The sequence below is a fragment of the Helicobacter sp. 10-6591 genome, assembly GCF_003288805.1.
Taxonomy (GTDB): domain Bacteria; phylum Campylobacterota; class Campylobacteria; order Campylobacterales; family Helicobacteraceae; genus Helicobacter_F.
On the sequence record NZ_NHYK01000001.1, the window covers coordinates 128,786 to 143,268 of the forward strand.

Annotated in this window: 15 protein-coding genes; 6 read left to right on the forward strand and 9 right to left on the reverse strand. The window is 37.2% G+C overall.

What is annotated here, in order from left to right:
- Nucleotides 1-14 precede the first annotated feature (14 nt).
- From CCY97_RS00615 to CCY97_RS00625, 3 genes are read left to right on the forward strand one after another with little or no spacing between them, the layout of a single operon-like run.
- Entirely contained in the window at nucleotides 15-428 is a 414-nt protein-coding gene (locus CCY97_RS00615; RefSeq protein WP_112063555.1) for an alpha-1,2-fucosyltransferase, read from the forward strand.
- Between the two features lie 53 nt (nucleotides 429-481).
- A complete protein-coding gene (locus CCY97_RS00620; RefSeq protein ID WP_258456774.1) occupies nucleotides 482-862 on the forward strand; it encodes an alpha-1,2-fucosyltransferase in 381 nt (126 codons plus the stop codon).
- A gap of 48 nt (nucleotides 863-910) precedes the next feature.
- Nucleotides 911-1,714, forward strand: coding sequence for a HesA/MoeB/ThiF family protein (locus tag CCY97_RS00625; protein ID WP_112063557.1), 804 nt, complete (start codon nucleotides 911-913; stop codon nucleotides 1,712-1,714).
- 11 nt (nucleotides 1,715-1,725) lie between these two features.
- Here the strand turns inward: CCY97_RS00625 and CCY97_RS00630 are convergent, their stop codons facing one another.
- Genes CCY97_RS00630 through CCY97_RS00645 form a run of 4 tightly spaced genes read right to left on the reverse strand, consistent with a single transcriptional unit; the run spans nucleotide 1,726 to nucleotide 7,013 of the window.
- Complete coding sequence (locus CCY97_RS00630) at nucleotides 1,726-3,786, reverse strand: alkaline phosphatase family protein (RefSeq protein WP_112063558.1); 2,061 nt, start codon at nucleotides 3,784-3,786, stop codon at nucleotides 1,726-1,728.
- A gap of 3 nt (nucleotides 3,787-3,789) precedes the next feature.
- On the reverse strand, nucleotides 3,790-4,413 hold the full coding sequence (locus tag CCY97_RS00635) for a hypothetical protein (RefSeq protein WP_112063559.1): 624 nt from the start codon (nucleotides 4,411-4,413) through the stop codon (nucleotides 3,790-3,792).
- Between the two features lie 2 nt (nucleotides 4,414-4,415).
- On the reverse strand, nucleotides 4,416-5,828 hold the full coding sequence (locus CCY97_RS00640; protein WP_112063560.1) for a sialidase family protein: 1,413 nt from the start codon (nucleotides 5,826-5,828) through the stop codon (nucleotides 4,416-4,418).
- Nucleotides 5,829-5,834: 6 nt separating this feature from the next.
- Nucleotides 5,835-7,013: a pyridoxal phosphate-dependent aminotransferase gene (locus CCY97_RS00645; protein ID WP_112063561.1), complete on the reverse strand. Its 1,179-nt coding sequence runs from the start codon at nucleotides 7,011-7,013 to the stop codon at nucleotides 5,835-5,837.
- Between the two features lie 272 nt (nucleotides 7,014-7,285).
- Between CCY97_RS00645 and CCY97_RS00650 the strand changes: the two genes are divergently transcribed.
- From CCY97_RS00650 to serB, 3 genes are all read left to right on the forward strand, one after another.
- Nucleotides 7,286-7,582: a c-type cytochrome gene (locus CCY97_RS00650; protein ID WP_112063562.1), complete on the forward strand. Its 297-nt coding sequence runs from the start codon at nucleotides 7,286-7,288 to the stop codon at nucleotides 7,580-7,582.
- Nucleotides 7,583-7,653: 71 nt separating this feature from the next.
- Nucleotides 7,654-8,697, forward strand: coding sequence for an alanine racemase (locus CCY97_RS00655; RefSeq protein ID WP_112063563.1), 1,044 nt, complete (start codon nucleotides 7,654-7,656; stop codon nucleotides 8,695-8,697).
- A gap of 1 nt (nucleotide 8,698) precedes the next feature.
- A complete protein-coding gene (gene serB / locus CCY97_RS00660) occupies nucleotides 8,699-9,322 on the forward strand; it encodes a phosphoserine phosphatase SerB (protein ID WP_112063564.1) in 624 nt (207 codons plus the stop codon).
- A gap of 5 nt (nucleotides 9,323-9,327) precedes the next feature.
- Here serB and CCY97_RS00665 read toward each other — a convergent pair whose 3' ends face one another.
- The 5 genes from CCY97_RS00665 to tig are packed head-to-tail and all read right to left on the reverse strand — an operon-like array spanning nucleotide 9,328 to nucleotide 14,454.
- Nucleotides 9,328-10,884 carry a YifB family Mg chelatase-like AAA ATPase gene (locus CCY97_RS00665; protein ID WP_112063565.1) on the reverse strand — a complete coding sequence of 519 codons (1,557 nt, stop codon included), beginning with the start codon at nucleotides 10,882-10,884 and terminating at the stop codon, nucleotides 9,328-9,330.
- 15 nt (nucleotides 10,885-10,899) lie between these two features.
- Nucleotides 10,900-11,403, reverse strand: a complete 504-nt coding sequence (gene def, locus CCY97_RS00670; RefSeq protein ID WP_112063566.1) for a peptide deformylase — start codon at nucleotides 11,401-11,403, stop codon at nucleotides 10,900-10,902.
- Nucleotides 11,375-12,463 carry a diguanylate cyclase gene (locus tag CCY97_RS00675; protein WP_112063567.1) on the reverse strand — a complete coding sequence of 363 codons (1,089 nt, stop codon included), beginning with the start codon at nucleotides 12,461-12,463 and terminating at the stop codon, nucleotides 11,375-11,377. Before CCY97_RS00675 ends, def begins: the two co-directional genes overlap by 29 nt.
- Before the next feature lie 10 nt (nucleotides 12,464-12,473).
- Nucleotides 12,474-13,061 (reverse strand): ATP-dependent Clp endopeptidase proteolytic subunit ClpP, encoded by a 588-nt coding sequence (clpP, locus tag CCY97_RS00680; RefSeq protein WP_112063568.1) that lies wholly within the window; start codon nucleotides 13,059-13,061, stop codon nucleotides 12,474-12,476.
- Between the two features lie 19 nt (nucleotides 13,062-13,080).
- Nucleotides 13,081-14,454, reverse strand: a complete 1,374-nt coding sequence (gene tig, locus CCY97_RS00685) for a trigger factor (protein WP_112063569.1) — start codon at nucleotides 14,452-14,454, stop codon at nucleotides 13,081-13,083.
- Nucleotides 14,455-14,483 lie beyond the last annotated feature (29 nt).

Consider the following 14,483-nt stretch of genomic DNA (forward strand, 5'->3'; position numbering starts at 1 on the left):
TTTAGGGAGAAATAATGAAAATTGTCCAGTTAAACTCCGGCTTAGGCAATCAAATGTTTCAGTATGCTTTTGCTCTGAGCTTAAAATACCATTTTAATATGCCCGTATTACTTGACAAAACTTTTTATGATGCACCTGGGCATAAAGAACATGAGCGCTTAAGCCTTGATGTATTTCCCATTACCCTACCCTATGCTACGCAAGAACAAATCTCTAAGGCAAAGAAATCTCGGCTTGTGCGTAAAATCTTAAAAATTTGTGGTCTGCCGACTTTATCGCCATTTTGCGTTTTTGACTACAATCCAAAACTTCTATTACAAAGATCATACTCTTACTATAGGGGATGTTTTCAGAATCCTCTCTATTTTTCCCACCTCTCTTTAGCCCTTAAGAATGCATTTACCCCCCCCCCATTACCAGTAAAATAAATAAAGTTATACTCGCAGAAATTCTAAATTCCAAAGAAAGCACTTTTTTACATATCCGTAGGGGTGATTATTTAGAAGGTAATTGGGAACTTGGGATAACTTATTATAGGCGAGCACTCAAAGAATTATTAAAACGAGTGGAAAATCCAAGTATTTTTGTATTTTGTGTGGATAAAGATTTTGCACGAAGCTTTGACATAGGCTATCCTGTTAAGATTGTGCAAAGCGATTATTCTTTGCATTATGAAGATATGATACTTATGATGCATTGTAAGAATGCTATAATCGCCAACAGCACTTATAGCTGGTGGGCTGCTTATCTCAATTCTAATCCACATAAACTTATCATCGCCCCAAGCCCTTGGATACACAGCATACAAGGGAGTGATAATATCATTCCTGAATCATGGATAAAGGTAAGATCACAGAAATGATGGTGTATAAATATGCTAAATCCCTATATTTTGTATCAGGAGAATTGTATGCTAGAGTTTAATGATTCCCAAATGAAGCGCTATTCACGGCATTTGGTTTTGCAAGGTGTGGGTGTTACAGGGCAAAAAAAGCTAGCTGAGGCAAAGGTGCTAATTATAGGTGCTGGCGGGCTTGGATCACCTGTAGCACTTTATTTGGCCGCAGCAGGAGTTGGAGAGATAGGCATAGTTGATGATGATGTAGTAGATTTGAGCAACTTACAAAGACAGATTATCCATACCACACAATCTTTAGGCAAGCAAAAGGTCATAAGTGCAAAGATGCAGCTCAATGCACTCAATCCAGAAGTGCGTATCAATACTTACAATGTGAGAATCTGTGCAGAGAATATCACTGAGATTCTCAAAAATTATGACCTTGTATGTGAGGGAAGCGATAATTTTGGCACGAAATTCCTTATAAATGATGCGTGTGTGCTTTTTAATAAACCTCTAGTATTTGGTGGTATCTTGCGCTTTAGCGGGCAATGCATGAGTATCAACCCGCATATGAGCGCTTGCTATGCATGTGTGTTTGATGAGCCTCCACCACCAGATTCTGTCCCAAGCTGTGCAAATGCTGGGGTACTAGGCTCTGTAGCTGGAATCTTAGGAAGTATCCAAGCCACAGAAGTATTAAAAATCATCATAGGTACTGGTGCTCCGCTATATGATCAAATCCTAAGTTTTGATGCTTCAAGCATGAACTTTCGTAAGATTACAATCAGTAAAAATCCAAGTTGTCGTGTATGTGGGGATAATGGAATAAAAGAGCTCAAAGATTACAGCCAAAAATCCTGCTGGGAGCTTTGAATTAGCTTAGGTTACTTTTTATGCTGTGTTGGTATGCTGTAGCCATTTGAGAGAATCCACCAGCTAAATGCCTTAGCTCTATTAAGATTCATAAACAAATCATGCGATAACTCTTTGTCATTACTCCGCTCTAAGCCATTATTGAAATATTCAATTTTATGGCCATCAAATACAAATCTATCATTTGCAACACCAAAAAACCCTAGTGCATAATCCCTATCATCATATGCTATAGCCTTATTCCCCAAAAGGGGCTTGCCAAAGCTCATATATTCATACCCATCAGGCGCAACAAGCTCCACAATAGTGGGTGTTATATCAATATGCGAGCCAACATTTGAGATTATCATGGGTTGCAACTTTGGTGCATAGACAATCAAAGGCACACTATTACTTATGCGTTCAGTGATATTTGGATATGGATATTCTCTATCGTAATGGTCCCCTGTAACTACAAAAAGACTATTTGGGAATCTCTCTTTCATATCATTGATAAATTTTGCAATCACTTTATCTTGGTACCAAATATGAGCCAGAATCTGTCTGCTGGTGTCCTTATAGATAAATTCTTTGTCATTTTTTAAAAATTCCTCAATCTCTTTGATTGGTGCGCCAAAAGATTCTACTGGCGCATCATATGGCGGGTGGTTTGATGTCGTCATTATCATATTAAAAGTTCTTTGTCCGCGCGAAAGTAATATCTTATCTCGAATAAAAGAAAATAAATGATGGTCGTATGCACCCCAAGAATTTTCATAGGGCGATGGATAATCCATTATCTTGGAATTTTGCACAATATGGGTACTACACAAAATATCATCAAAGCCTTGAGAATCTATATAACTATCAAGCTTTTGCCAAGTACATGAACCACCATAATAAAAATGTGTTTTGAAGCCTAAATCTTTAAAAATAACAGCGGGCGCGGTTTGAAAAGTACCCATACGACCAACCATAAGACTAAGCGGGATACCTGTATGAAACAGCCCACTAATTTGAGAATCTAAGCTTCCAATAGTATTGCTTGCATTTTGTAAAAATACATCTGCCTTGTATGCATGAGATTCATCGATTATTTTTTGGAGTTCACTAGTTAACCCTAAAGAATCAAAACGTTTGTCAAAATGCCATTCACTCAAACTCTCAGCAATAATGTAAAAAATATGCTCGATTTTGACTTCAGAAGTATTATGAGAAGTGTGCTTAAGTAAATCCAAAAGATTGATTTGAGAATCTTGGGAAAAATTCTTGGCAAAATACCTGTTCACAGCTACTTGTGGAATCTCATTTATATAGTCTCCAAAAGATGAATGGTAGATTTTTTCATAAGCTTTATAGACATAAATCAGATCACGGAATGCACCAGCAGTAATCTTGCGTAAAAAAGTGTTTTCCACAGGCTTTATTTCTTTGCCTAAACTCACACCTTTTAGTCCTAAATGCCCATTGATAGCAAACAAAGCGCTAAAACCAAAAAGAGAAAAGATAAAAACCAGTTTCAAGAAAGATTGCTGATTTTTGTTTTTATGGAATCGATTGGTCTCACGATAAAAATAATCCACGAAACTAAAAAGAATACGCAAAATCCATAAAAATACTATATTGCATGCAATCCAAATGAAAATTTTCAAACTCAGATGGTATTGCCCACTCAGTGCTGTCTTAAAGATTGCTTCTCTATCATCAAAGACAAGTCCTAAGAGATTGGTATTAAACACATCGCCATAGATTTGATAAAACCCTATATTAGCGATATTGACAAAGCAGAATATAGCTATTACTAAACCTACAAAGATATTTACAATAAGATTCCCGAAACGACTTCGCCCAAGAACTAATGAAAAGAAAAAGAATATCACCGCTAAAGCGCCTATGGTTTGTCCATCATAACGCATACCATTAGTAAGGGCATGTATATATTCCCATTTGCTGATGACATCACCGATTACGCCATTGCCTACACCAATATAAAGAATGAAAGATATTCTAAAACATAAACACAAGACATACAAAAAAAGCATAAAAATTATGCTTTTCCAAACGACCTTTTCAAAGCGAAGACTTTGTTTCATAACCTACAGTTTCCTCCACGTTTTTTGAATGCCTCGCACTAAAAATAGCATGCTATAAAATAAGCTATAAAACCACAAATAAGGACAAATAATAAACTCAAAAATACTTAAGTTGTAATATCTATCTAAAAATGAAAAATCTAATCCACAGAGTATAAAGATTGCAAGCGATACGCTAAGTAATACAAGGGAAAATCTATCAAAAATTCCAATCAAAATAACAAAAATTACTACAGATACAGCTTGTGCAATAGGGCTTGTGTGATACAAATCAAACCACAAGAGATTGAGCGAGCTTATGTACAACAAACTGCCAAAAATAAAAAATAAAAAAAAAGTCCTATCTTGTGCTTTATGTGTGAAAACACCTAATGATCCTAAAGACTTAAAACCCAAACCCAAATAGAATTGCCCAGCCACAAAAAATCCCACAAGCAAGATACAAAAAACGCTTGGAGAATCAAAAAAAGAATAGACAAAAGTACACAGAGAATATCCATTAAATAGCGGCAAGACACAAAAAGTGAAAACTCCAAATACAAAGGCTAAACGCGCTGTATGAGTGCTAAAAAATAAATTTGCAAGCCAAAATAAGAATCCCAAAAACAAAACAAAAATTCCAAACATGCCTACCCCACATCACGCAAATAATCAAACTTATGCAATTCCCATTTTTGCTCTTCTGTGATAGTTTCAGAATCCAAGTCCGTAGAATCTCTGTTTGTCTGAGAAGTGTCTGGAACTAAGCTCTCAAGATGAATCTCTTCAAGAGATTCTCTGTCTTGCTTTATCAATTCAAAAATACTATCAAGTGAAACTATGATGCTTTTAATCTGTTTTCTGTCATAGGTGTAGCTGATATACAGATTTGTATCATCGCTCACAGCAGCAGGATAACTTACCTCACCATCTTTAAGGGCATCAAGTGTCATTAGACGCACAAACTCACCTTTACTCTTATCGCGTAACCAAAAGAGACTAAGACTTGCACGAGGATGGATTCTCACCTTTTCATGGAATAAATCATAGAGCAAGAGCAGTGGGTTATCTAATCCATCATTGTGCACGAGTATCACTTCTCCATTGATATTTAGCAACACACTTGAGCTATCAAAATTCTGCAAATTACTCTTATATGGTGCTTCCCAGGTATTACCAAAATCCTTGCATTGCTGCAAAAACATCTTATTATCATGTGAACGATGGATTCTAAATACTGCCAAACAATCGCTACTGCTAAGCGGAATGACACTTGGCTGGAGTTGCGACTTAAAATTATGAAGCTTTTTGGTAAAAAGCAGTTTGGAATCTTTGTCAAAAAACCCCACTAAAGGATACTTATCTGCAAGCTCATAATAAAATGGAAGCATAAATCCACCATTTTCTAAGCTTAAAGCAGGAGTGCGTACAAGATGAGAAAAATTTGCAAATACACCTAAGTGTAACTCACCTAAATACTCAATATTGTCTAACGCTTCATCAAAACGGAATTGGTAGATTTTACTCGTAGCCCAACCACCCAAAGAAACGCCAACCACAAACAAATGCACACGATTAAAAGAATCTTTAAACACAATAGGATTGCCAACTTTTCTTATAAATTTTCCACTCAAATGTGAAAGCATTTGCGCATCAATTAATGGTTTTGGCTCATTCCAATACATACTACCCTTAGACAAAAAGCTTCCATAAATCTTCACATCACGCGCACCTTCTCTACTGCCTGCAAAAAATACGACCATCAACTTAGAATCTAAATCTAGCAACGCACTTGCATGGGCACTTTTCTCAAAATTTGGGACAAGTAGGTGGCTGCCTGACTCAAAAAATTGAAATTGTGAAAGATCGCTTTTGGTAGTAATTTGGATTTGTTTATTGACAGAAGCTTTGTTTTGTGGATTCTTAGTGTCAGGAGTGAATCCGCTAGATTTGAAGACAAAAGCCGCATTGTTTTGTTCAAAATCACTTCTCTTGAGATGTAAAAATGAACCTAGAATAATAAAACAAACACATAGAATAATGAAGAAAAATCGCAAAAACACTCTAAACTAAACCTTAGTAAATCTTGCTATACGTTCGATTCCTTGTGCTATCTGCTCCAAAGAACAAGCAAAGGAAAAACGAACATAACCATCTTTACCAAAAGCACTACCAGGTACAAGAGCTACTCCTTCTTTTTCTATCAATTCTTTACAAAACATCATAGAATCACCGCCAAAACGCCCTAAACCACTAATATTGACGAATAAATAAAATGTGCCTTGAGGCTTTAGTAAAGAAAATCCTGGCAAGGTGCTAAATTGCTTATAGGCAGATTCCATACGCTCTTTAAACGCAAGACGCATCTCCTCAATATCTGCATCACAATATCCATTCAAAGCTACGATACTAGCTTTTTGTGTGATGGAATTGATGTTTGAAGTGCATTGGCTTTGTAGATTATTGATGTATTTTAGGAGCTTTTTGTCTTTGCATGCTATATAACCAACCCTCCAACCAGTCATAGCCGCTGCCTTACTTAGACCATTGACTACAATTGTGCGCTCTAACATATTGGAATTTACCGAAGCAATCGAATGAAACTCAGTGTCATAGATAAGCTTTTCGTAAATTTCATCACTGACCACCCACACATTGCTATCTTTTAAAACATCGGCGATTTCTTGAAGCTCAGACTTGGCATATACCATTCCAGTAGGGTTTGCAGGAGAGTTTAGGACAAGAATCTTTGTTTTTTGGGTTATAGCTTCTTTGAGTTGCTTAGCAGTAATTTTAAAATTTGTGCTTTCATCTGTTTGTAAAACTACATTACACCCGCCACAATATTTCACAAGCTCGGGATAACTCACCCAATAGGGTGCAGGAATAATCACCTCATCACCATCATCAAGCAAGCTTTGGAATACATTAAAAAGAGAGTGTTTTGCGCCATTGCTTACGAGAATCTCATTTGTATCATAATGCAGAGCATTATCACGCTCTAATTTTAGGCTAATTGCTTGGAGTAATTCTGGTATCCCACCTACTGCTGTGTAACGTGTAAATCCACTATTGAGAGCACGCACCGCTTCATCTCTGACTGCTTTAGGTGTGTCAAAATCAGGTTCACCTGCCGAAAAACTCAAAATATCCTTTCCTTGTGCTTTAAGCTCGCGTGCTAGCGAGGTTATTGCGATTGTAGCTGATTCGCTGAGAAGTTCCGCTCTAAAAGCATACTTTGCATCCATCAAACCCAACCTTCTTCGTGTAAGATTTTTGCGCAATTATAATGAAAGAAATAAAGTTTTTATAACCAGAGTTTCCCTTTACAAATAACCACTCTTAATGCATAAAATACTGAAACCACAAAAACTGTAGTGTTTTTTAAGTCATTATCCTTATGAATATTCCTAACATCGAAAATTATTGCTTAAGTAGAAAATGTGCTAGAATGCTGCGGTTTCTCTAAGGAAGCGAATTTACAGAATGCTGGATAGACAGCTAATTTAAGGAGTAAAAGATGAAAAAAGTGCTAGGGTTGGCTTTTATAGGAATGGTGAGTATGGCTCTTGCAGACGCGCCTGCTACTTTTAAGAAATGCGTAAGTTGCCATGGCGCAGATGGCAAGAAAACAACTTTTGGTAATTCGGCTATTGCTGGAGTAGATAAAGCGCAGCTTATAGAGGATCTCAAGGGCTATCGTGCTAAGACACTTAATCGTCATGGTAAGGCAAATCTTATGAATCCAAATGCAGCAAAACTTACTGACGAGGAAATCGAAGAACTTGCAACTTATATTTCAGGCTTACCAAAATAACTTCTCTCACATCTTTAAGCATTTAGTACCCTCTAGATGCTTTTTCTGAAGTCACAATCAGGTCCAATCTCATGGCAGAGATCTTGCTAGATTCAAATGCATTCAGACACAATCTTAAGCTTATCACCCAAACAATCAAACAAAAGCCCGCGCTCGTATTAAAAGACAATGCTTATGGACACGGCTTACACGAAATCGCCAATATGGCACAAGAATATGGAATCAAAGATGTATTTGTAAAAAACTATGCTGAAGCAAAGGAAGTCGCATGCCTTTTTGAATCTATCAGCATTCTTTATGGTGGGTTAGATTCTCTTGATACGCTTGGTACAAATATGGCATTAGTAATCAACAACAAGGACATACTAGATTCTCTAAGACATGGAGATAAAGTAGAACTTAAAATCAATGTAGGTATGAATCGTAATGGTATAGACTTGAGCGAATGCCAGGAGTTCTGCAAGGAAATAGCGAAAAGAGGTCTGGTGCTTTTTGGTGTGCTTGCTCATATTGGCTTTGGCGATGAAGGTGGCGATGACTTTACAAGACAGCTTGCAAATTTCAAACAAGCCAAGCAGCATATAACTACGATATGCAATAAATTGGGCATAAAGCTACCGCGATTCCATTGTCTGAGTTCATCTGGTGCATTGCGGCTTGCACAAAATCAAGAATGTATCGAGGGAGATTTGGTGCGTGTAGGTATCGCCGCTTATGGGTACTTAGAAGCACCATTAGATATTGCAAAAGATTTGAAAAAAGTCGCTTCGCTTTGGGCTCATAGAATCTGCTCACAAACGATAAAAAAAGGCCAAAGCATAGGTTATGGTGGCAAAAGCATAGTAGATAAAGATTGTATCGTAAGCACTTACGATATAGGCTATGGCGATGGATTCTTTCGTGTAAGTGAAAATCATATGCTCACAACAGCCGAGGGCTACAAAATCTTGCCACGCACTTCAATGGACTGCTTTTCCTGTATGAGCGACAAGCCAAAAGTGTGTTTGATGAGTGATGCAAAAGCCATAGCAAAAGTCTTTGGTACGATTAGCTATGAGGTGCTTGTACGTCTTTCGCCATTTATCAAACGCATTGTTATACCACCAAAGGTTTAGTATGAAACTCGCTGTATTTGACTTTGATTCCACATTGATGGATGGAGAAACCATCGATTTTCTCGCCCAAGAATGCGGCAAAACCACAGAAGTTGCTACCATAACACAAAGAGCAATGGAAGGTGAGCTTGACTTTTATCAAAGCCTTATCTTACGCGTAAGATTCTTAAAAGGCTTGCAAGAGCACAGAGCAAAAGAGATTTGTGAGAATCTCCCTCTGAATAACGGTGCAAAAGAAATCATAGGTTTCTTGAAAGATAAGGGATATAAGGTGGTGTGCTTTAGTGGTGGATTCAGTCTTGCTACAAGGCATTTTAGTAGAGTCTTAGGATTGGATGCGGATTTTAGCAATATCTTGCATATTAGAAATGGTGAGCTTACAGGCGAAGTCGGTGGGGAAATGATGTTTGAGCATTCAAAAGGCGAGATGCTTTTACGATTACAGAATCTGCTTGGTATAAGTATTGAAAATACTCTGTGTGTAGGCGATGGCGCAAATGACCTAAGTATGTTTGCTTATGCTAGCACACGCATAGCATTTTGTGCAAAGCCAAAACTCAAAGCCGCTGCAAATATCATTATTGACACACAAGATCTTATAGAGATCGCTAAGTACATTGACTAATTTGATCAGATTTTTCTAAAACTTAGTGCTTCCAAAACATGATTTTTTCTTATCACATCGCTTTGTTCTAGATCTGCAATCGTGCGAGAGATTTTTTTAAGCTTGTTTTGCGCGCGTAAAGAAAGCCCAAAGTTCTGTATAGCTTTAAGTAAAATATTCTCTGCCTCGCTCTCAAGCACACAAAAATCTTTTATTTGGCTTTCTGTCAATTTACCATTAAAATTTTTTTGCCCACGATTTTTTGCGAATACAAAAGCTTTACACACAAGCTCAAACATACTTTGAGAATCCAACTCTTGTGCGCTAGGTATAACATCTCTATGCTCATTCATTTGTACAAACATATCAATCCTATCCAAAAATGGCTCACTCAATCGGTTTTTGTATGCTGTAATCTCTTTATCTTGACAGCGACACTCTTTGCTTGTACTCAAGAGATTTCCGCAAGGACAGGGATTTTGCGCACCGACAAAAAGAAATGAAGTATCATATTCTAGTTTGGAATGCACGCGCGAGATTGTCATCTTATTGTTTTCCAATGGCTCGCGCAGAGATTCTAAAATATCCCGTTTAAAATACGGAAGCTCATCAAAAAAGAGAATCCCATTATGCGCAAGTGCTATCTCTCCTGGTTTTGGTTCAAACTGCGTCGCAGATCCTAAAATACTTGCTTTAGAAGCACTTTGGTGAGGATTCCTAAAAGGACGCAAGGCAGAGTACTCCAATGCTTGTAGTAAATCCAGCGAATTCAATTTAAGAGAATACATCATTTCATCTAACCCCATCGGTGGCAGTATGTAGCGCATACGTTTCGCAATCATGCTTTTACCACAACCAGGACTTCCTTCAAAAATGATATTATGGAATCCTGCAGACGCAATAAGTGCGGCTCTCTTAGCTAACTCTTGCCCATATACTTCTTTGAAATCAAGCGCAAAATGTGGCATATAGTAATAATAGTGCGTTCCTATTTGCAGAAAAGAAAAACCGAACTTTTGGAAGAACTCTTTCTTATCGACCAATTCAGACTCTAAAGCTTCTTGCCCTAAAGATGGTGTAGTAATAATATCTAGGGCTTCTTGTAAAGAGGAAGCAAAATGTAGGTGCAGATTTGGAATCACACTTAAAATCTCTCTGGCACATTTTGGCACGATGATATGGGAATTTGGTTTGATTAAGGCTAAATCAAAAAGCAAAGGATATATACTTGGAGTGTATTTAATACTTCCATCCAGCCCCAGCTCACCAAAAGCAAACCAGATTCTATCGGTATCACTAAGTTGCTGGGAATGCACATAGAGCACTAATGCAATAGGTAAGTCAAAATAGCTCCCACTCTTTTGTATATCTGATGGAAAAAGATTGACATTGATTTTAAGCGGGGGGAGTGTGAAGCGAGAATTTGCAAGCGCGGATTGTACACGCCCTTTTGATTCTTGGATAGAGCTTGTAGCAAGGCCTGTAATACTAAAGCTAGGAAGACCGCGCGTAAAAGCAGATTCTATTTCTATAACTCTTGTTTGTGTGCCAACCAAACTCGCACAAAAAATCTTATTTGTCATTTCACTTGCAAACTCTTATTTGCGTCTAAGTTCTTTTTCAAACTTCTTGCGTTTTAAAATCGGAAGCTTATCAACAAACAACATACCATTAAGATGATCAATTTCATGCTGGAGCGCTACACTCAGTAAACCCTCTGCTTGCAAGATTTTATCATTCCCAAAACGGTCCTTATAGGTAAGGGTGATAGATGCAAAGCGAGTTGTGGATTCATAAAAATCTGGCACAGAGAGACAGCCTTCATTCCACTCCATTTCACCTTCTTGCTTCAAAAACACAGGATTTATAATTTCTAGCAAATCCTCTTTATATTGTTCGTTATCCTCTTCTCGTGGGACATTTACGATAAGAATGCGCTTGGGCAGCCCCACTTGTATGGCTGCCAATCCTACACCATTATGCGCCATCATTGTTTCATACATGGTATCAAGCAGAGTATGAAGCTCCTTATCAAAGACTTCCACAGGCATTGACTTTTGGCGCAGACGCTTATCAGGGTATTTTAAAATTTCCAAAGTCATCGTTACTTATTTCATCATGGTTTGATTGGAAGATCTTAAAAGATTTGTTCTCTTTCTTTGCCTCTTGTAGTGCTATCTTGGCATTTTCGATATTCTCCTCAATGCTTAATGCAATATCAAACCTACTCGCACCAATGACCACATACAAACTCATACACATATCATTCAAAAATACTTTATTGTTTTTTACTGAATTGAGCAATTCTTTTAAAAAAACCTCTATTTGCTGTTCTGTGACATTACGCACAAATACCCCAAATTCATACTTACCAAAATAGCAAACACTATCATTTTTACCGAGATTTTCTACCAAAGACTTTGCTGTCAGTTTGATTGTACTTATAAGAGATTGTTTGTCTTTGATATTTTTCAAAACCTCTTCATGTATTTGCAGAATACAAAGCACACTCTCGCTGGCAAAACTTGAATCTATCTCTTTTTCCTTTGCAAGCTGATAGAGAAAAAAATCTTTATTCAGAATACCAAGCGTAGTGTCATACATAGAATGTTTTTTTATGTCAAACAAATTTTTGTAGGCAGTATCATAAAGCTTGATAATTTCTTTAGCTTGGTGAAAAATACCTTGATAAGCCGTGTTAATATCATTAAAAAAGATTTTTGTGGCAGTCTTGATACCAAGAGGATTTTCTATACGATTTATCTCTTTGAGCTTAGTTTCTACTTGTTTTTGTATTTTTTCAAAATTGCCACACACAACACTAATATTTTCTAACATGGTCTTTACACCCAAGAAACTCTTTTCTATACTCTTTTCCAATGCAATAGCCCTCTGAGTGTAATTACGAGATTCCAAAGCATAGACAATCTTGCTTCTTATCTCATTGTTTTCTTCTTGCTTGAGATTCCTATCAAAGAGCGTTTCAAAATTCTCTGGAAAGGGAAGGATATTCTCATCCTCTAACATTTGTATTGTTTTTGTGGAAATATCTTTCAAACGCTCTTTAGCGAGCATAGATATATCATCTAAATCGTTGGCAGTGGATAACTTATCAGCCTCTAAACCAAAACTCCCAAAAAAATCATTGTTATTCTCTGCCATGCTCAGACCTTTATTTCAAACTTTTATTCAAAATCTCATCGATTAACCCATACTCCTTGGCTTGTAGCGCGCTCATAAAAAAATCACGTTCAGTATCCTGTGCGATTCTTTTGGCACTCTGGCCTGTATTCTCTCCCATAATCTCATTGAGAGTTTTTTTCAAACGCAAAATCTCTTGAGCTTGTATATGTATATCGGTGGCTTGCCCTTGCGCACCACCTAAAGGCTGATGAATCATAATACGAGAATTCGGAAGAGAATAGCGCTTTCCCTTACTTCCACTACTTAGCAAAAATGCACCAGCACTTGCCGCTTGACCAATGCAAATTGTGCAAATATCAGGACGAATATAATTCATCGTGTCATAAATACTAAAGGCACTTGTGATAACACCCCCAGGCGAATTGATATAGAAATTTATATCTTTTTCTGGATCCTCTGCTTCCAAGAAAAGCAATTGGGCTACGATAGATGAAGCTACAGAATCATTTATTTCCCCGCTTAGAAGAATAATGCGATCCTTCAAAAGCCTTGAGTAAATATCATAGCTACGCTCGCCTCTACCTGTACGTTCAATCACATAAGGAATATAATTCATAGTAGTCCTTTATTCTTTACTATTTAGAATTTTGCTTGGATTCTGCTTGTGATTGTTGAGATTCTTTTTTTGCATTGTCAAGTTTAGAATCAAGCAGAAAATTCAACACCCTATCTTCAATCATTGCCATCTTTACAACCGGTAAAAGATTATTACTCTTGTAATACTCGATCATATTTTTTGGATCCTGTCCCGTTAGCATAGATTCATAATAAATAGTCTGCAGTGCTTCGTTATCAGAAATTGTAATGTTGTGCTTCTTAGCCAAAGCATCCATGATAAAAGTTACTTGCACGCTTTTTTGCGCCTCTACTTTGAAGCTTTCTCTTTTTTTGCGTGCCTTCTGCTCATCATTTTTGATAGATTCAAATTCCTCTTTTGTCATAGCATTTAATGCATTCCTAAATAAAATATCCATCTCTTGTTCAACAATCTGTTCTGGCAGGTCAAACACTATTTCTTTGATAAGCGCCATAAGTAGTTTGTCTTTTAACTCTTTGTTATAAACTTCTGTCTTTGCTTCAAGCTCTAGTTGGGTTTTCACATCATTTTTGAGTGTTTCTAAATTAGCATTGTCTCCAAGAATATTTTCACCCAACACAGACTTTGCAAATGCATCATCAATTTTTGGTAATTGTTTTTGAGAAACCTTATGTATTTTGACCTTAAATTCCGCATCTTTACCCGCTAAGTTTGTCGTTTGGTAGTCTTTAGGAAAAGTCACTTTGATAGTCTTCTCCTCACCCTTTTTCATACCAAGCAAAGAATCTTCAAATCCCGGGATAAACTGGTTTGAACCAATCGTAAGATTATAGTTCTCTGCCTTACCCCCATCAAACGCCACTCCTTCTATAAATCCTTCAAAATCAATCGTCGCAACATCATCTTTTTGGATAGTGTGAGTTTCTGCCATTTCGCCTAATGGAGCTCTGTTTTTAGCAATTTCTTTCAGACGATCATCAATTTTCTTTTGGCTTATAGCCGGAATCTTTATGTCTGGGACACAAGATTCCACCTTTTGTAGATCTATATCTGGCCTAAGGCTAAGCCTTAGTTCGACATCAATGGCACCATCTTTTTCCTCAAACTTTATGATGCTCGGATTCCCCAAAATGTCCCCTGGAATAACCTCTAAATCTTTCACTCCAGCTTGAAGTAAATCTTGTACCGCTTCTTGTCTGGAATCTTGTTCTATCTGATCTTTATAACGTGACAAAATGAGTTGTTTTGGCACTTTACCTTTTCTAAAGCCGTCAAGTTTTAAGCTTTTGGAAATTTTCTTAATCACGCCTTCTTGTTTCTGTTCTAAGGTTTTTGCGAAAATAGTGCCATTGATACTCGCATTTGCAGTATTAATTTTATGCGCTTGTATGTTAGAAGGTTGAGAATCCATAATTGTTCCTTAAGCCCTGGGGTTTGATT

What these genes read in the sequence shown, in the direction of transcription:
- CCY97_RS00615 (WP_112063555.1), top strand. Translation starts at nt 15, where the DNA reads ATGAAAATTGTCCAGTTAAACTCCGGCTTAGGCAATCAAATGTTTCAG.
- CCY97_RS00625 (WP_112063557.1), top strand. Translation starts at nt 911, where the DNA reads ATGCTAGAGTTTAATGATTCCCAAATGAAGCGCTATTCACGGCATTTG.
- CCY97_RS00630 (WP_112063558.1), bottom strand. Translation starts at nt 3,786, where the DNA reads ATGAAACAAAGTCTTCGCTTTGAAAAGGTCGTTTGGAAAAGCATAATT.
- CCY97_RS00635 (WP_112063559.1), bottom strand. Translation starts at nt 4,413, where the DNA reads ATGTTTGGAATTTTTGTTTTGTTTTTGGGATTCTTATTTTGGCTTGCA.
- CCY97_RS00645 (WP_112063561.1), bottom strand. Translation starts at nt 7,013, where the DNA reads ATGGATGCAAAGTATGCTTTTAGAGCGGAACTTCTCAGCGAATCAGCT.
- CCY97_RS00650 (WP_112063562.1), top strand. Translation starts at nt 7,286, where the DNA reads ATGAAAAAAGTGCTAGGGTTGGCTTTTATAGGAATGGTGAGTATGGCT.
- CCY97_RS00655 (WP_112063563.1), top strand. Translation starts at nt 7,654, where the DNA reads ATGGCAGAGATCTTGCTAGATTCAAATGCATTCAGACACAATCTTAAG.
- serB (WP_112063564.1), top strand. Translation starts at nt 8,699, where the DNA reads ATGAAACTCGCTGTATTTGACTTTGATTCCACATTGATGGATGGAGAA.
- CCY97_RS00665 (WP_112063565.1), bottom strand. Translation starts at nt 10,884, where the DNA reads ATGACAAATAAGATTTTTTGTGCGAGTTTGGTTGGCACACAAACAAGA.
- def (WP_112063566.1), bottom strand. Translation starts at nt 11,403, where the DNA reads ATGACTTTGGAAATTTTAAAATACCCTGATAAGCGTCTGCGCCAAAAG.
- CCY97_RS00675 (WP_112063567.1), bottom strand. Translation starts at nt 12,463, where the DNA reads ATGGCAGAGAATAACAATGATTTTTTTGGGAGTTTTGGTTTAGAGGCT.
- clpP (WP_112063568.1), bottom strand. Translation starts at nt 13,061, where the DNA reads ATGAATTATATTCCTTATGTGATTGAACGTACAGGTAGAGGCGAGCGT.
- tig (WP_112063569.1), bottom strand. Translation starts at nt 14,454, where the DNA reads ATGGATTCTCAACCTTCTAACATACAAGCGCATAAAATTAATACTGCA.